This window comes from Bacteroides sp. M10 (assembly GCF_014334015.1).
In the GTDB taxonomy this organism is placed as follows: domain Bacteria; phylum Bacteroidota; class Bacteroidia; order Bacteroidales; family Bacteroidaceae; genus Bacteroides; species Bacteroides intestinigallinarum.
On record NZ_CP060488.1, the window covers coordinates 102185 to 120492 of the forward strand.

Below are 18308 nucleotides of genomic sequence, written 5' to 3' on the forward strand. Positions count from 1 at the left end.
GCTTATAATTTATGTTTATAAGCGATTTTACTTATTATAAAGAAAATAAATGAACACTTAATCAATTTATATGAAATCCCAGTTCGGGACGTTCCTTTAAATATGTTATTAAATCCCGGCCTACTGAAAGTCTAACCGGACGGGAAATCAAATCAACCGACATATGAGTTACATCAGCATCATCTGTCACCTTGAAGTATAGTTCCGTATTTCCCGGATGTTCCTTCGTCAGAGTAGCAAGTTCAGTGACCAAAGCCGAATTCAAGACAGACAGGGGAATGACGATTGTGATCTTCTGCACCAGTTCTTCTTTCACGTCGGGAAGAAGTTCCATAGAGGTGATTTTCACTTCCAGTTCATCCTGCCGCCATTGCTTGGCCTGACAGCGTGCCTTGATATACAAGAACGTTCCTTCATTGAGATATCCCTGATAAGTCACCCAGTCGTTTCCCCAGAATGGAATCTCGGTAGAACCGGAATAGTCCTCAATCTTGGCGATACCATACGGATTTCCGTTCTTGCTGACTCCACGACGAACACTGGTCACAATTCCTCCCATCGTTATTTCACGACCGACAAGGGCAGCTTTATCTTCCAAATCTGCCATACGTGTATTGCAAACATGTTCCAATACGATAGAGAATTCATCCAACGGGTGAGCGGAAAGATAGATACCAACCAAATCACGTTCACGGTTCAGACGGTCGAGATCACTCCAGCGTTCTACCCCTTGAGGAATTTCAGGAGTTGCAACATCAATAACGTTTTCACCACCGAACAGAGAATTGACGGCAGCCGCCTTATCTGCCTGATAACGGTTACCATAACGCATCAATGTTTCCAGGAACACTTCCCCTTTAGAGTTTACAGCAAAATATTGTTCCCGTTTCAGTTCCGGGAAACTATCAAATCCTCCGGCTAATGCCAGACATTCCATATTCTTCTTGTTGCAGGCATTGAGATTGACACGTTGCACAAAATCAAAGATTCCGAGGAAAGGACCATTTTGCCTGCGTTCTTCCATAATGCTTTGCACGGCAGCTTCACCTACACCTTTGACGGCCCCAAGTCCAAAACGAATATCACCATCATGGTTCACGGTAAACTTCAGGTTACTCTCATTTACATCCGGTCCCAGCGTCTGAATACCCATTGCCTTACATTCGTCCATCAGTTTCGTGATATCGGTAATGTTAGACAAACTTCGGCTCATCACAGCTGCCATATATTCAGGAGGGTAATTTGCTTTTAGATAGGCTGTTTGGTAAGCTACCCACGAATAACAAGTAGCATGTGATTTATTGAAAGCATAAGACGCAAACTTTTCCCAGTCGGTCCAAATCTTTTCAAGCACTTTCGGGTCGTGTCCGTTCTTACGCCCACCTTCAATAAATTTAGGTTTCATGTGATCCAACTTGTCACGCAACTTCTTACCCATGGCCTTACGGAGTGCATCAGACTCACCACGAGTAAAGTCTGCCAATAAACGTGACAGAAGCATCACCTGTTCCTGATAGACCGTAATCCCATACGTATCCTTCAAGTACTTTTCCATTACAGGAATATCATACTCAATCGGCTTGCGTCCATGTTTACGATCAATAAAATCAGGGATATAATCCATCGGTCCCGGACGATAAAGGGCATTCATGGCAATCAAATCTTCGAATGTAGAAGGCTGCAATTCGCGCAGGTACTTCTGCATACCGGCAGATTCAAACTGGAATGTACCAATCGTACGTCCGTCACTATATAATTTATAAGTAGCCGGATCAGAGATGTCTATTGCGTCGACATCTACCTCAATATTACGACTTAAACGGATATTTTCAACAGCTTCTTTGATGATAGACAAAGTTTTCAGACCAAGGAAATCCATCTTAATCAACCCAGTATCTTCAATCACCGAGCCTTCATACTGGGTAACAAGCATCTTTTCGCCCGTTTCCTTATCATCAGCAGTGCTGACAGGTACCCAGTCAGTAATATCATCACGGCAAATAATCGTACCGCAAGCATGTACACCTGTACCACGCACGTTGCCTTCAAGCATTTTGGCATACTTGATCGTATCCCGCAATAGAGGATCAGACGACGCTTCCGCTGCTTGCAATTCGGGAACATAAGCAATGGCATTCGGCAAATTAAGTTTCTTGTCAGGAATCTTGTCAGGAACCAGTTTACACAAACGATCGGATTCTGACAAAGGTAGCTTTTGTACACGCGCGACATCCTTGATAGCCATCTTTGTCGCCATAGTACCATACGTAATAATATGAGCAACTTTTTCCTGACCATATTTATTTGTCACCCAACGAAGTACCTCACCACGACCGTCATCATCAAAGTCCACATCAATATCGGGCAAGGAAATACGGTCTGGATTCAAGAAACGTTCAAACAGCAAATCATATTGGATAGGGTCTATCTTCGTAATACCCAAACAATAAGCCACTGCTGAACCTGCTGCCGAACCACGTCCCGGACCTACCGACACACCCAGTTCCTTACGTGCCGCATTGATAAAGTCCTGTACAATCAAGAAGTATCCGGGGAATCCCATCGTTTTCATGATGTACAATTCGAAGTTCATTCGTTCTTTGACTTCTTCCGTTAGAGGTTCACCATAAATTCTTTTAGCTCCGTCAAAAGCCAGTTTTGCCAAATAATCTCCCTCAAGTTTTATACGATAAAGTTTATCATAACCACCCAAGCGTTTAATTTTTGCTTTCGCATCCTCTTCACTTAATACCACATTACCATGTTCATCTTGAGTAAACTCGTTGAACAAGTCTTTTTCTGTAAACTTCGCCCGATACCCCTCCTCTGTTCCGAAATCTTCGGGAATGGCGAAAGTCGGCATGATAGGTGCATGGTCGATCGAGTAGTATTCTACCTTATCAAGAATCTCCAGTGTATTGCTCAATGCTTCGGGCACGTCGGCAAAGAGTTCGTTCATCTCTTCGCGTGTCTTCATCCATTCTTGTTTGGTGTAAAGCATTCGGGTAGGATCATCCAAATCCTTACCGGTACTCAAACAGATCAAACGGTCGTGCGCTTCCGCATTCTCTTCATCTACAAAGTGAACATCATTCGTACAAATCAGTTTGACATTGAATTTCTTAGCATATTCTATCAAATGTTTGTTCACATTCACCTGCAACGGGTAACATTCGTGATTGGCACGGGGAACAGTCGCTTTATGGCGTTGTAACTCCAGATAGTAGTCATCGCCAAACAAGTTCTTATACCATTGTATTGCTTCCTCCGCTTCGGCAAATTGCCCGGCAGTAATCCGCTTCGGCACCTCACCACCGAGACAGGCTGAACAAATAATAAGTCCTTCGTGATATTTTTCCAGTTCGCTACGGTCAGTACGCGGACGCATATAATAACCGCGCGTCCACGCGTGCGATACTAATTTAATAAGGTTGTGATAACCTGTTTCATTCTTAGCCAATACGATCAGGTGATAACCACTCTGGTCGGGCTTGCCTTCTTTCAGGTCCATGGTACGGCGGGCCACATACATTTCACAACCGATGATCGGTTTGAATAATTTGTTTTCCGCTTCCACGATCTTAGCTTTGCAAGCAGCAATCTCCGCCTCTTTATCCTCGCACTCTATCGTGCCGGCCTCAATTCCTGCAATTCGCTTCTTCAGGTCCTTGACTTCACCTTTCGGGCCACTATTCTTCTTATTGACGTAGTTCGTAAATTCCTTAATACCGAACATATTTCCATGATCGGTCACGGCAATACCCTTCATCCCATTCTTCATGGCCTTATCGACCAGACGAGCTACGCTAGCCTGACCATCCAACAAAGAATATTGAGTATGGACATGTAAATGAACGAAATCCTGCATAATGATAAGTAGTTAATTTGAAGGCATAAAATTACTACCTCCTGGGTTATAAACAAAAATAATCCTCAAAAAGTTATCAACATTCGCATTTCTATGCTCATTTACTTGCTGAATTTTTAAATTAAGTATATTTTTGCAGACAATATCATTAAACAGCATTCATGGGCCGACTAAAGAAATTGAAGAAAATACGTATTCACCGCGAAGGAACACATATATTATGGGCTAGCTTCTTGCTATTGCTATTGATTAATGCGGCTCTTTATTGGGGGATCGATTGCAAAATACCATTTTATGTGGTAGCAGTAGCGAGTATAGCAGTCTATCTGCTGATGGTGAATTTCTTTCGATGTCCGATCCGTCTCTTCGGACAGGACACTGAAAAGATTGTCGTAGCACCCGCCGATGGAAAAATCGTCGTTATCGAGGAAGTCGATGAAAACGAATATTTCCATGACCGCCGGTTAATGATATCCATCTTCATGAGCATTGTGAATGTACATGCCAACTGGTATCCGGTGGACGGTACCATTAAAAAGGTAGCACATCATAATGGAAACTTCATGAAAGCATGGCTGCCGAAAGCCAGCACAGAAAACGAACGTTCTACGGTAGTGATCGAAACTCCGGAAGGAGTGGAAGTACTCACCCGGCAAATTGCCGGAGCAGTGGCACGCCGTATTGTCACCTACGCTGAAATAGGAGAAGAATGTTATATTGACGAACACATGGGATTTATCAAATTCGGTTCCCGTGTGGATGTGTATTTACCCATTGGCACAGAAGTATGTGTCAGCATGGGACAATTAACGACCGGTAACCAAACGGTTATCGCCAAACTTAAATAATTCTGTCACAATGACAAACGTTATTAAAAACAGTATTCCGAATACCGTAACCTGCCTGAACCTTTTCTCCGGTTGTATTGCCTGCGTCATGGCTTTTGAAGCCAAATATGAGCTGGCACTACTTTTCATTGCTTTAAGTTCCATTTTCGACTTCTTCGACGGATTGTTGGCTCGTATGCTCAATGCACATTCCATTATCGGAAAAGACTTGGACTCATTGGCAGATGATGTCAGTTTTGGAGTTGCTCCTTCACTGATCGTATTCTCTCTGTTCAAAGAAATGTATTATCCGGCAAGTATGGAGTTCATCGCTCCTTACCTACCCTATTTAGCATTCTTGATTTCTGTTTTTTCAGCATTGCGCCTGGCTAAATTCAATAATGACACGCGACAGACCAGTTCTTTTGTGGGACTTCCGGTTCCCGCCAACGCTCTGTTCTGGGGTTCTTTAGTGGCGGGTGCACATGACTTCCTGATATCAGACAACTGCCATCCTGTCTACCTTCTTATACTTGTCTGTCTGTTTTCCGGACTGCTGGTATCAGAAATACCGATGTTTTCGCTGAAATTTAAAAATCTGTCATGGAATGACAACAAAATCAGTTTTATATTCCTGATTATCTGCATTCCTCTCCTTATATTTCTTGGAATCAGTAGCTTTGCCGCCATCATTGTATGGTATATTTTACTTTCACTTTTTACAAGAAAAAGTAAATAAACAATCTCTTGGCACGTTTGTTGTACTATGAGTTTTATCGAAGTAACAACATAAAAATCATAGCCCGATGCATATACTTTTATTCATACTCATTTTTATTATTGCCATATTCGTATTTGGCCTTTCTATTATCGGCTTCATACTAAGAACGATTTTCGGATTAGGACGTGGTTCTTCTTCATCACGCCCGAAACAAACGGAATCGGGACGTACAAGCCAACAGGACTATGGCCAAAGAGATCGCCGTTCAAATGATGATGAAGAGGAAATATATTCCGAGAATGTTCCGGAGAAAAGACATAAAAAAATATTCACCCAAGACGATGGTGAATATGTAGATTTTGAGGAAATCAAATAAAACAGGATACTGCTTTTATTTTCGTTTCGCAGCAAAGAACTCTTTCATTAGTGTAGCACATTCGTCAGCCATTACCCCTTTTACAACCACCGTTTTAGGATGTAGAGCCGAACCGGCATATTTCTGATAGCCGCGTTTTTCATCTTCGGCACCAAATACAAGCTTACCAGTCTGTGCCCAAGCAATAGCTCCGGCACACATTACGCAAGGTTCAACTGTGACATACAGGGTACATTCGTTCAAGTACTTGCCACCAAGCACATTGGCAGCAGCTGTAATAGCCTGCATCTCGGCATGAGCCGTTACATCATTCAATGTTTCTGTGAGATTATGGGCACGTGCGATAATCCGCTCCTTACAAACCACGACAGCTCCAACGGGAACTTCCCCCCGCTCGGCAGCCTTTCCTGCCTCTATCAAAGCTTGTTTCATGAAGTAAATATCGTCCAGCATTCCACCCTTTTATTTTGAATCTATAATTTTTTAATTATCCCCCTATCGTCTCATATCATGTTCACCAAAAAGGGTCGGATAATCTTCTTCCATATTTTTATGGATAAACATGAGAATCGTCTCACGAAGCCAACGTGACTTGTTCGTTATCTTATATTTCTCCAGATAACGATCTACAATCAACTGTTCTTCGTCGCTCAACAAAATGCTCATTCGACGTTCCCTTTTGGTACACTCGACATGCATTTTCAGGCACTTCTTACTCCTTTTTCTCATATCTTCTGCAAAATTACTTTTACTTCTGTAAATACAAAGAATAAAAGCAGTAAATTTGCAAAAAAAGATGGCTAAACATAATGATTTAGGAAAAGCCGGAGAAAATGCCGCCGTAGCTTATCTTGAACAGAAGGGGTATCTCATCCGTGACCGGAACTGGAGAAAAGGACATTTCGAACTGGACATTGTAGCAGCAAAGGATAATGAACTGATTGTAGTAGAAGTGAAAACCCGCAGTAATACTCTGTTTGCAGAGCCGGAAGACGCCGTTGATTTACCTAAAATAAGACGTACGGTACGCGCAGCGGATACCTATATCAGATTGTTTCAGATTGACTTTCCTGTACGCTTTGATATCATTACGATAGTAGGCGATGAGATAAATTTCAAGGTTGAACACATAGAGGAAGCATTTTATCCTCCTTTATATTAAAGTTCACTACAGAAGATGCAGAATACATAGAGTTATTATATAATCGAATCATTATGAATGTAGAAACTGTCAGAGAATACTGCCTCAACAAGAAAGGAGTTACCGAGTCTTTCCCTTTCGATGATGTATCACTTGTTGTCAAGGTGATGAACAAAATGTTTGCTCTCATTGATTTGGAAGAAGCCAATCACATCGCATTGAAATGTGATCCGGAAAAAGCGATCGAACTGCGCGAACATTATTCAGGAATTGAAGGAGCTTATCATTTTAATAAAAAATACTGGAACAGTGTTCGTTTTGAGAGTGACGTAAACGATAAACTGATGAAAGAACTTATCGATCACTCTTATGATGAGGTAATCAAGAAATTTACTAAAAAGTTACGCGCAGAATATGATGCCCTCCCCTGATATATTCCCGGTTCCATTGATTCATATCAGCGAGACTAATTCTACCAACAACTATCTGCAGTCTCTCTGTTCTAAACAAAAAGTGGAAGAACTCACTGTCGTAGTCGCCGACTTTCAGACTTCCGGTCGTGGACAACGCGGCAACTCTTGGGAATCAGATTCCGGTAAGAATCTTCTTTTCAGCATCGTCATCTTCCCTGAATTCCTGGAAGCACGACGCCAGTTTCTCATTTCACAGATTATTTCTTTGGCTATTAAGGAAGAACTGGATACCTATACCACCGATATCTCTATCAAATGGCCGAACGATATTTATTGGAAAGAAAAGAAAATATGTGGAATGTTGATAGAAAACGATCTGATGGGACGGAACATCAGTCAAAGTATAGCAGGGATTGGAATCAATATTAATCAGGAAACGTTTCACAGTTCTGCCCCTAATCCTGTTTCACTGCGACAAATTACAGGAAAAGAGTTCGATCTATTTGAAATACTGAAGAACATCGTATTGCGTATCCAATCTTATTATAGTTTACTTAAAAAAGGCAATACGGAATCAATAGTCTGCCAATATGAAATGTCTCTTTTCAGAAAGGAAGGAATGCATCGTTTTAAAGATGCCAACGGTGAATTTCTTGCACGAATCATTCGTGTAGAACCCGAAGGAAGATTAATACTGGAAGATGAAATGCTAAACAAAAGAGGCTATATGTTTAAGGAGGTGGAATATTTACTGAAATAATCATCACTTAACAAACTATTATTGCTACATTGTGTTGAAAAAATAAATATATTTGTGAATTAGTAACCTTATAAAAAATGAGAAAAATGACGAAAGTTCAATTCGGCCTACATATATGGATAGGAATATTCCTTTGTTTATTTAGCGTGTCTTGTTCAGATGATGATACAGATTCGATAAAAGGAGACGATGATGATACGGATCTTAGCATAAATCATTGGATAGAGAAAAAATTGCGCAACGATTATTTATGGTATAATGAGTTACCAGCAACTAACAAAATAGATTACACAGCCGACCCTGAAACTTTCTTTTATTCATTGCTCAGTCTGAACGATGGCAAAACAAGGAATGGAAAACACCTCTACTACTATTCTTACATGGAGAAGAATAAAGATTATAAAACACGTACCAGTATTGATGCAGACAATACCTATGGAATGGAATTTACATTGTTTAATATAGTAGATGGAAATAACAAACCTTTAGGATATTATTATGCCCGAGTAGTGTATATTCTACCCAATAGCCCTGCACATGCAGCCGGTTTGGAACGAGGAGATTGGATTATAGGTATAGATGGAAAAAATAATATAAAAGAAGGAAATTACAAGGCCCTATTGAATGGTTCTGCTTCTCAATGGACTATAAAACACAATTCAGAAACTAAGACAATTGCCATAGGAGCTTCTACGGCAGTCGAAGATAATCCGTTATATTATCATGCCGTACTTACGTTTGGAGATAAGAAAATAGGCTATCTGGTTTACAACCATTTCACTCCGGGACCAACGGGCGTAGATGATCGTACTTATGATGAAGAAATGAAAACCATATTTGCCGATTTCCAATCAAAAGGAGTGAACGAGTTTGTATTAGATTTGCGCTATAATGGGGGCGGTTATGAACATTCGGCCAATATGCTAGCGGGACTTTTGATTTCCGAAGAGTCCAAAGATAAAATATTTGGCATTTTCTACAATAACAAAGGTAAAGTGACACACACCAGAACTTTCAATAAGGAAACAGAAGGAACAGCAGGTTATTTGAAACTTAATTCTAATCGCATCTATATCTTAACAAGTGAAAATACCGCTTCATCCTCTGAATTGGTTATCAGCAGTTTGGAACCCTTCATGAATATCGTACTCATCGGTGAATTAACAGAAGGAAAAAATGTCGGAATGCAGAAGTATTCAGATGAGCAATATGAATGGGCGTATTGGCCTATTACTACAAAGGTTACCAATGCTGTAAATTCAGATTACAGTGCAGGCTTTACCCCCGATTATGAGTGGAACGAATTCAATTTAGCCCAAAACCCAGAAGACACTTTACTCCCTTTAGGCAGCCCTGATGAGTTTATGTTAAATAAGGCCATTACTCTGATAACGGGAACCAATCGAAATACAAGAAACATAACAATGCCGTCTCAAGCAATACTAAGAAGCCAACCTATATATCAATCGATAGATCGCCATACTACTGGTGGAGTGCTACTTTGTCCGATTGAGATGGAATAAAAATACCTAGAGAATAGAAAAAGAGGTGAACCGCTTAGCGATTCACCTCTTTTTCTATTCTCAATATCTTATCCAATGTCTTTTGAGCTTCTGTCGATGGAAAACGTAGAACAACTTTCTGTAAAGAGTTACGCGCTTTCTCATACCGGGTAGTAAACAACTTCGATAATCCGTCCCGATAGCGAGCATACTGCATTTTAGTGGGAGAAGGAAGTTTCTTATAATCCGTTTCTAACTTTTTCTTCTCCTGCTCTGCCATCAAATAATAATAGTTTCCTAAAAAGATATTAGCAGCCAGATTATCCGCATCCAGTTGCAATATTTTTTCGTACATACGCAAAGCATCTTTTTCTTGTCCACGGCACACTTGCATTTCTGCACATGTTTCCAAACAATCTACATTATTTGGGTCCTTTTGCAGCAACTCTTTGTAGAACAAATAAGCTTTGTCGTAATTCCGTTTCTTTTTATAGGCGAGAGCTAATTCAGTAGCCAGTTTGGAGCTAATTTCACTATTCTTGTCCACATTCGTCCAATAATACATTTCCGTACGGTCTATATTCAGAGGAATAGTCTGCCGGAAATAGCTCACAGCCTGTCCATTCTGCCCAGCCTCAATGGCGGCAGATATTTTCTGCAACATCTCATCAACCGACTGTGCATTCAGCGCCAGCGGCAATGAGAATAAAGATAAAAGAAAAATAGTTAAGGTCCTCATAATCCATCTGATTGCTATTTAGTTCGTGATTCACAAAGATACAACAAAAAAATAAAAAATGTACCTTTGTGGACGAAAAGAACAATCAATTTGATAAAAGTGTTTCTATAAAATGATAGATAAAAAACAATCCTCCGAAAACAGACGAATATTACGGATAGCCATACCATCGATTATATCAAATATTACCGTCCCGCTACTGGGACTTATCGATGTTACCATCGTAGGACACCTCGGTTCTCCGGCCTACATTGGAGCCATCGCTGTAGGGGGAATGTTGTTCAATATTATCTATTGGATTTTCGGATTCCTGCGCATGGGAACGAGTGGCATGACCTCACAAGCGTATGGTCAGCATGATCTAAATGAAATCACCCGGTTACTGTTACGTTCCGTTGGCGTAGGATTGTTTATAGCTCTTTGCCTGTTGATACTCCAATACCCTATCCTGAAATTGGCATTCACTCTGATACAAACCATACCGGAAGTCGAGCAACTGGCAACTACTTATTTCTATATCTGTATCTGGGGAGCTCCCGCCACATTAGGACTTTATGGATTCGCCGGTTGGTTTATCGGAATGCAGAATTCACGCTTTCCCATGTATATCGCTATTACTCAAAACATTGTCAATATTGTAGCCAGCCTATCCTTTGTCTACTTGCTGGATATGAAAGTGGCAGGAGTGGCAACAGGAACTTTAATAGCCCAATATGCAGGTTTCTTCATGGCCATATTGCTATATATGCGCTATTACAATGCCCTAAGAAAGCGGATCGTATGGAAAGAAATTATACAGAAACAAGCCATGTACCGTTTCTTCCAAGTCAACCGGGACATCTTCTTCCGTACCCTTTGCCTGGTTGTGGTCACCCTGTTTTTCACCTCTGCTGGAGCCGCCCAAGGAGAAATTGTATTAGCCGTAAACACCTTGCTCATGCAACTATTCACTCTGTTTTCTTACATCATGGACGGATTTGCTTATGCCGGTGAAGCACTGGCCGGCCGTTACATAGGTGCCAAGAATCAAACAGCCTTACGCAACACAGTACATCACCTTTTCTATTGGGGATTGGGTCTTTCATTGATATTCACTATCCTTTATGCAATCGGTGGAAAAGAATTTCTGGGCCTACTAACCAATGACACTTCAGTAATCAACGCTTCAGACACTTATTTTTACTGGGCACTTATCATTCCGCTAGCCGGTTTTTCTGCTTTCCTGTGGGATGGAGTATTTATTGGTGCCACCGCTACCCGTCAGATGCTTTACTCCATGTTAGTCGCCTCCGCCAGCTTCTTCGGAGTATATTACGCTTTCCATCCTCTTCTGGGAAATCATGCCCTATGGCTGGCTTTTCTCATTTATCTTTCCCTGCGAGGAGTTGTACAAACCTTTTTGGGAAGGCAAATAATGAAAAAAGTAATCGCATCCCAGTGAGGCTATCCGATAAATTATCTCTATATTTGCGGCAAACAATAAAAAGCAAAAGGTATGGCAAAGTATAAAAGAATCTTACTAAAGCTCAGTGGAGAGAGCTTGATGGGCGAAAAGCAATACGGCATTGACGAAAAAAGACTGGCAGAATATGCTCAACAAATCAAAGAAATCCACGAACAAGGGGTACAGATTGGTATCGTCATCGGAGGAGGCAATATATTCCGCGGATTAAGCGGAGCCAATAAAGGTTTTGACCGTGTGAAAGGTGACCAAATGGGAATGTTGGCTACCGTTATCAATAGCCTCGCTCTAAGTTCTGCCCTTGTGGCTACCGGTGTAAAAGCACGTGTATTGACAGCAGTACGGATGGAACCTATCGGTGAATTCTACAGTAAATGGAAAGCCATCGAATGTATGGAAAACGGTGAAGTGGTCATCATGTCTGCAGGAACAGGAAATCCTTTCTTTACTACAGATACCGGTTCTTCACTTAGAGGAATAGAAATCGAAGCAGACGTTATGCTGAAAGGTACTCGCGTAGATGGCATTTACACAGCTGATCCTGAAAAAGATCCTACCGCAACCAAATTCGATGATATTACCTATGATGAAGTGTTGAAACGTGGTCTGAAAGTTATGGATTTAACTGCGACTTGTATGTGCAAAGAAAATAACCTGCCTATCGTCGTATTTGATATGGACACAGTAGGCAACTTAAAAAAAGTAATCAGTGGAGAAGAGATAGGTACATTAGTACACAATTAATCAGAAAATAAAAAGTGTGAATTTTGCAATAGTAGTTTTTATCAAAGCTATACAGCAAAATTCGCACTTTGTCTTTCTTTTCAAATATTATATCGAAACGAATACCTATTTATCAAAATACTGGATCAAATCATACGCATTAAAATTCAATTCGCGGGCAAAGAAAGATAAATAAGGAAACAACTGATAAGAATTATCATAAAGACCCTTATTGGCAGGTTTCGACGAATTATCCGTACCATCATCATCCTGATATTTAAACCAATGCCATCCGATACAATTCTTAGCTTCAAGCAATCCTAATGTAAAATGCTGATAAGCATAAGCCCTCTCATTTTGTGTAGGAACAGAATATCCGGCTCCCGACTGGTTATTCAGATCGGAATCCTCCACCCCTTTCGTATAAAACTCACTTACAAGAAACGGCTTATCCGCCCAACTTGCCCAGTCTGCAATCGCTGTTGTCAGTTCGGGACTCCAACGGCTATAATAGTTGATAGAAATAACATCACAATATTTTCCGGCAGCCCTCATCACTCCCTCCATATATTTAGGAGTTCCATGTAATCGAGTCCCCAGATAAAGCAGCTTATCATCTACTTTCATCACTGCCTCTTTCACTGCTTTATAATATTTCTCTGCTACGATACCTGCAAACTCGTTATTCAAGGCATCCGTCACACTTTGCACCCCCTTGGAATCCATAAAGGCTTTTGCCGCAACATAAGCCGGATCATTCGAACTGTTGATAGCCAGGAAACGATCCAAAATCCGGGAACTGTTTGAAGAGAAGTTTATCTCATTATCCGAGAAGAAACCCAATACATTTGGATCGCGCAGATAATCTGCGAAAGCACTACCTGCCAAATATGATTCACACCATTCAGCCCATCCATTATAAAACACAAGGCCTGCAGCATTATCATCACTTCCTCCGGGATAATTATAAGATTTCGCACTCTTGAACTGGCTTAGAAAAGCAAAGGAAGGTGCCAAAGTCAACGGACTGCTTGGATTGGAAGCATTATGAGTCTGAATCAACGAGTACGCTCCCGTACAGAATGCACCTGTACCATGAAAACCGATCTCACTCAATTCACGTTGAGTAGTGGACAGCCACTTCTCATCAGTTCCAAACCTATTATTCCAGGCTGTTTTATTACGACTGGAAGTTCCTTTGCGCAAAGAAGTTGCACTACGTTCAAGATGCAGGCAGCCTTCCGGATCAACCAACCACCAACGTCCATCTATCTTCTTCGTATAAAACCTGCCCGTAGCTGCTTGTTTCGGAAGCGTTGTCGAACTTCCATACTTATTCACTGACTCCTGATATGCTTTCAATGTCTTAATAGCCGGTTTATATCCATCCATATAAGCAATAATACGTGTATTCCCCGTTGTCCAACTGGATATGGGAGGATAAGCACTGGAATACTTGACACTGATAGGGCGATACATATTGGCATTTAATGACGGAGCATATATCACAGAAGCTCCAGGAACAGGTAAATCTTCCGGGTATTCCGACTCCACATCTCCCCCACCCATCACTATATCAGGAGGCATAAAATTAGGGTCCTTATCATCATCATCCGTACAAGAAACCATAGGAATAGAACTTATAAACAGTAAAGCTCCCAGTATAAATATTTTTTTCATGGTATGTATTTTATAGATTGTTATTTGATTGTTGATCGAACCAGTCGGCCAAACGATAGGCATTGATATTCAATTCTTTCATAGCATCGGCCAACGGTTTATAAAGATTGTATTCATTATCTATCAGTCCCTTATTAGAGTCCAGATTCGAAGGATCTGCCCCTTTTGCCGTCGGATCATTATCCTGATAACGAAACCAGTGCCATCCGACACAATTTCCACTTTCCAATAATCCTAAAACAAAATGCTGATAGGCATATCCACGCTCCTGTTGAGTTTGAACGGTAAAACCCGCTCCTGTCGTATTCGCCAGTCCGGAATCCATTCCTTTCGTATAAAATTCCGTAATGATGAAAGGCTTTTGAGCCCATTCTCCCCAATGTTTCATGGTCTTTTCACTCGGCGTCCACGCTCCATAGTAGTTAATTGCAACGACATCACAATACCTGCCTGCCGCTTCCACAATCTGGCGGATAAACTTCGGTTTTCCATGTAAACGACTGCCTAGATAGAGATGATTGGGATCATACTTCCGAATCGCTTCCGATACTACTTTATAATATCGTTCAGCTACCACCCCTGCAAACTCCTCCCGGTGCTCATCGGTTATTTGCTGCGAAGTAATTCCCTGCTTTTTCAACCAGGATTCCGCATACACTCTTCCCGGATCACCAGGGTTCTGTAAAGTCAGATAACCTTCCAGATTTTTGGGTCCGAACGGAAGTTCATTATCCGAAAAATAACCAATGATGTTTTTATCCATTTTATTCGCAACCAGTTTTTGTACTATCTCATCGCAATAAGTCTCGAATTCCGGGTCAAAAACGAAAATACACTGATTAGGATATCCCGTGTTACCAGGCAACTGATAAGTTCCTCCCCGTTTCTTACCATATCCGCTCATCAAGTTGAGAATGATTGAGCGGGTCAAGACCTCTTTGTGGGATGCATTGTAAGAAGCAATCGCCTCTTCGTTACTCCAAGAGCCCGCACCGGAAAAGCCCAGTGAATGAATCAACCGTGCCGTCCCTTCGATCCATCTTTCTTCCGTACCGAATTTATCCAGCATGGCTTGTTTATTGCGTTCAGAGGTACCTAAACGTACTCCAACCACCACTTTCTGTAAATGCCGATATCCGTCGGGATCAATCATCCACCAACGATTTCCAATACGTTCTACTCTAAAAAATCCAGTAGCCCGGTGTTTCGGAGCATCCAAATCACTTCCATACTCATTTACGTGCACTTTATCAGTAGCTTTAAAACCATCCAATTGAGCAATGGTACGGGTATCATACTCCTTCCATGGAAGATCTTTCTGTCCTTTCACCCACGGACGGGCAGTGACCTTAAATGTACGCCCCTGCCCATAACCCAACTGGGATAACAGCAGTAAAAACAATATAACTATACTATTTTTCATCTTCTAATATTCTTTTACGATTCGTATTGCATTTAAAATAGGCACAGACTCTACCGCTCCAAAACGAACGACAAGCCCTTTTCCCTGTGAAACCGGAACAATATACTTTTTAATGACCGCACGTTCGGAACCGTATTCTTCTGCAATATTCATTTGTCTGGCAACAGATACCCCATTTATATCCACAGAAAATACCCGGTTTGCATACTCCTCTTTCACCACATCATTACCTAAATTATACACCAAAGCCTCTCTTTTATTTTCGGAAGTAAGTTCCGTCCAATACAAATATACAGCATAGACACCATCCGGCACATCCGCTTTAAAGGCCTCAATACCTACACGTTGCGTCTGAAAGATAGGATCCTGATCCGTTCCCAGTATATCAGTGTCGCTGGCAGGCAAAGAACCGTATCGAGTCTTGTTCGGAGCCACTTCTCCGCCAATATATCCCCATGAGCCTTTTTCATAAGCCTGTTCGGGTATCCAGCACAGTTCTGCTGTCCGGTCCTCGAAATAACGTTGAGCGCCCAGTAATACATTGACTTCCGTAAAGCCGTTCTTCACATTGACACATTGAAAATTGCAGACATACTGGTCACGATATTCGCGTCCCTCTTTTTCAATTACAGCATCTACCACATTCTCTCCGTTAACAAAAGGAATATCCACAGAAACGACCTTATCCGATACCGGATATACTCCCAAACTCTTTCCATTTAAAAAGACTTCCACCTTATCTGCATTGGTATACACCTTCAAAGGTTGCGTACAGCTCTTTCCATCCCGACTGGCTCCTGCCCTGTTCTTCCACGATTTAGAAGCAATGTGCAGGACAGGTGCCTCTTTCAGATAAGCCTGATAAAGATAATATCCATCTTTACGTTCTCTATCCGTACTTACCAACCCTTTATTGTTCACATGAGGCATGGCGTTTCTTCTGGCTTCAGAATAAAAATCATTCAAGTTCCAAACCATAGTTCCCACGATATAATCCCTCTTTAGAATTTCAGGCAAGTAATGTTCGTGGTAGATGGAACCAAATTCACAACTAAAGTCAAACCGCATCGGCGAAAAAGAGTGAATACGAGTATCCACATCCGCCCCATATTCGGTAATGAGCAACGGTTTGTGGGGAAACTCCCTGTGAAGCTCTTCCAGTTTCTCTTCAAATCCACTCAAGCTACCACCATACCATCCATTATAAAGATTAAAACCCAATAACATCGGTAATTCTGTAATTCCCGCTTCCTGATAGATTTGAGAAGTAGAATGACAAGGCAACATGGTATAGCGTTCCGAATCCAAACTTCTTATCTGCGCCTCAACCGCCGAAGCTATTTGATGAAGGAATGTCATGTAGTCCGCCCGCTCCTTCTTATTTTCCGGATTAAAAGGAGGACGCAAAAGCACTTCATTCATATAAGCCCAAATAATAACAGATGGATAATTATAGTTCTGACAAACCATCTCTGTCACCTGTTCCACGCAATTATCCATAAATGCCTTACTTTGAGTGATGGCATTCACTACTGGAATTTCAACCGAAGTCAATAGCCCTAACTTATCACACATCTGCATCACAACCGGATCTTGCGGATAATGAGCCACTCGCAGGAAATTACTTCCCATATCCTTACTCAACTGTACATCCCGAATATGCATTTCATCCCGCAAAGCATTTCCCATTCCTTTGTAATCCTGATGCCGACTGGTACCAATCAATTTCCGATATTTCCCATTCAAGAAAAAACCTTTCTCCGCATCAAAACGATATTCACGAATTCCCAGCGGATTGACAACACAATCGAGCACCTCCTCTTTTTTATTCTTCAGACGGCTATACACCTTATATATATAAGGAGAGTCTACATCCCAACGTTTAGGCTGCGTAATAGTCATGAGCGATTCAAAAGCTACATTCTTTTCTTCTGCCTTCACATTTACTTTCTTTTGTGAAAGCGCTACTCTGTTACCATCTGCATCCAAAATCTCCGTTTCAAGAATCAATGATTGATTACTCTTCAAAGCATTGGACAAGAATGTCTTCACTGAAATATTTGCTTGCAAATCCGTAATCTTCGATGCTTTGAGATACACACCACTAGAAGCATAATGAGTAGTAGACAGTTGCACAGGAGAAGTATACACCAGATAAACATCCCGATAGATTCCCCCGAAGAAAGTAAAGTCCGCCGAAAGAGGAGCAATATCCGGATGATGCGAGTTGTCAACACTCACAGCTATCAGATTGCGTCCGGCATGGACATAATCAGTCACGTCAAACGTAAAAGCGGAATAACCACCTTTATGATTTCCAACAAACGTTCCATTCACAAACACATTCGTTTCTTGATTGGCTCCCTCAAAACTAAGATAGACTCTTTGTTCGGGAATCAGTTCCTCCACTGTCACCACTTTCCTGTACCAGCCTTTTCCCCGGAAATAACCGGGAATTTCATCATCTGCATCTTTTGCATTCCATGTATGAGGAATGGAAACATCAGTCCAACCGGAAATATCAAAGTCAGCAGTGGACGCGTCTCCCTCAAAGAGGGAGAACTTCCAACCATCATTAATCGTTTGCGTCACACGCTGACTATAAACCGTGCCGGTCATAACCAGTAACAAACAGGCTAAAATTATTTTTTGATATACCTTATACATACCTAA

16 protein-coding genes are annotated in these 18308 nt (G+C 41.4%); 9 read left to right on the top strand and 7 right to left on the bottom strand.

Annotated elements, in window-relative coordinates:
* Window positions 1–61: 61 nt before the first annotated feature.
* Entirely contained in the window at window positions 62–3868 is a 3807-nt protein-coding gene (gene dnaE, locus H8796_RS00435) for a DNA polymerase III subunit alpha (protein WP_117934351.1), read from the bottom strand.
* A 161-nt stretch (window positions 3869–4029) separates the two neighbouring features.
* Here dnaE and H8796_RS00440 point away from each other — a divergent pair, with 161 nt between their 5' ends.
* The 3 genes from H8796_RS00440 to H8796_RS00450 all read left to right on the top strand — a co-directional run bounded on the left by H8796_RS00440 (window position 4030) and on the right by H8796_RS00450 (window position 5792).
* Window positions 4030–4716 (top strand): phosphatidylserine decarboxylase family protein, encoded by a 687-nt coding sequence (locus H8796_RS00440; RefSeq protein WP_117934353.1) that lies wholly within the window; start codon window positions 4030–4032, stop codon window positions 4714–4716.
* 10 nt (window positions 4717–4726) lie between these two features.
* Window positions 4727–5434, top strand: a complete 708-nt coding sequence (gene pssA / locus H8796_RS00445; protein ID WP_004306563.1) for a CDP-diacylglycerol--serine O-phosphatidyltransferase — start codon at window positions 4727–4729, stop codon at window positions 5432–5434.
* A gap of 67 nt (window positions 5435–5501) precedes the next feature.
* Window positions 5502–5792: a DUF4834 family protein gene (locus tag H8796_RS00450; RefSeq protein WP_004306562.1), complete on the top strand. Its 291-nt coding sequence runs from the start codon at window positions 5502–5504 to the stop codon at window positions 5790–5792.
* 15 nt (window positions 5793–5807) lie between these two features.
* Here H8796_RS00450 and H8796_RS00455 read toward each other — a convergent pair whose 3' ends face one another.
* The gene (locus H8796_RS00455) at window positions 5808–6245 is read right to left on the bottom strand and encodes a nucleoside deaminase (protein ID WP_004299216.1); all 438 of its coding nucleotides are present in this window, start codon (window positions 6243–6245) and stop codon (window positions 5808–5810) included.
* Between the two features lie 42 nt (window positions 6246–6287).
* On the bottom strand, window positions 6288–6521 hold the full coding sequence (locus H8796_RS00460; protein ID WP_004299215.1) for a hypothetical protein: 234 nt from the start codon (window positions 6519–6521) through the stop codon (window positions 6288–6290).
* Between the two features lie 67 nt (window positions 6522–6588).
* On the opposite strand from H8796_RS00460, the gene H8796_RS00465 reads away from it, so the two are divergent.
* The 4 genes from H8796_RS00465 to H8796_RS00480 all read left to right on the top strand — a co-directional run bounded on the left by H8796_RS00465 (window position 6589) and on the right by H8796_RS00480 (window position 9629).
* Window positions 6589–6954 carry a YraN family protein gene (locus H8796_RS00465; protein WP_117934355.1) on the top strand — a complete coding sequence of 122 codons (366 nt, stop codon included), beginning with the start codon at window positions 6589–6591 and terminating at the stop codon, window positions 6952–6954.
* Window positions 6955–7007: 53 nt separating this feature from the next.
* A complete protein-coding gene (locus H8796_RS00470) occupies window positions 7008–7364 on the top strand; it encodes an MmcQ/YjbR family DNA-binding protein (protein WP_117934357.1) in 357 nt (118 codons plus the stop codon).
* Window positions 7348–8106, top strand: a complete 759-nt coding sequence (locus H8796_RS00475; RefSeq protein WP_117934358.1) for a biotin--[acetyl-CoA-carboxylase] ligase — start codon at window positions 7348–7350, stop codon at window positions 8104–8106. Before H8796_RS00470 ends, H8796_RS00475 begins: the two co-directional genes overlap by 17 nt.
* An 86-nt stretch (window positions 8107–8192) precedes the next feature.
* Window positions 8193–9629 carry a S41 family peptidase gene (locus H8796_RS00480; RefSeq protein WP_117971421.1) on the top strand — a complete coding sequence of 479 codons (1437 nt, stop codon included), beginning with the start codon at window positions 8193–8195 and terminating at the stop codon, window positions 9627–9629.
* Window positions 9630–9663: 34 nt separating this feature from the next.
* Here H8796_RS00480 and H8796_RS00485 read toward each other — a convergent pair whose 3' ends face one another.
* Window positions 9664–10347, bottom strand: a complete 684-nt coding sequence (locus H8796_RS00485; RefSeq protein WP_099146643.1) for a lipopolysaccharide assembly protein LapB — start codon at window positions 10345–10347, stop codon at window positions 9664–9666.
* Window positions 10348–10459: 112 nt separating this feature from the next.
* On the opposite strand from H8796_RS00485, the gene H8796_RS00490 reads away from it, so the two are divergent.
* Both H8796_RS00490 and pyrH read left to right on the top strand, forming a co-directional pair.
* Window positions 10460–11788, top strand: coding sequence for an MATE family efflux transporter (locus H8796_RS00490; RefSeq protein WP_117934362.1), 1329 nt, complete (start codon window positions 10460–10462; stop codon window positions 11786–11788).
* Window positions 11789–11842: 54 nt separating this feature from the next.
* A complete protein-coding gene (gene pyrH / locus H8796_RS00495; RefSeq protein ID WP_004306551.1) occupies window positions 11843–12553 on the top strand; it encodes a UMP kinase in 711 nt (236 codons plus the stop codon).
* Window positions 12554–12658: 105 nt separating this feature from the next.
* Here the strand turns inward: pyrH and H8796_RS00500 are convergent, their stop codons facing one another.
* From H8796_RS00500 to H8796_RS00510, 3 genes are read right to left on the bottom strand one after another with little or no spacing between them, the layout of a single operon-like run.
* Entirely contained in the window at window positions 12659–14212 is a 1554-nt protein-coding gene (locus H8796_RS00500) for a hypothetical protein (protein WP_117934364.1), read from the bottom strand.
* Window positions 14213–14222: 10 nt separating this feature from the next.
* Window positions 14223–15635 carry an agarase gene (locus tag H8796_RS00505; protein WP_117934366.1) on the bottom strand — a complete coding sequence of 471 codons (1413 nt, stop codon included), beginning with the start codon at window positions 15633–15635 and terminating at the stop codon, window positions 14223–14225.
* A gap of 3 nt (window positions 15636–15638) precedes the next feature.
* Window positions 15639–18302, bottom strand: coding sequence for a glycoside hydrolase family 2 TIM barrel-domain containing protein (locus tag H8796_RS00510; RefSeq protein WP_117934421.1), 2664 nt, complete (start codon window positions 18300–18302; stop codon window positions 15639–15641).
* Window positions 18303–18308 lie beyond the last annotated feature (6 nt).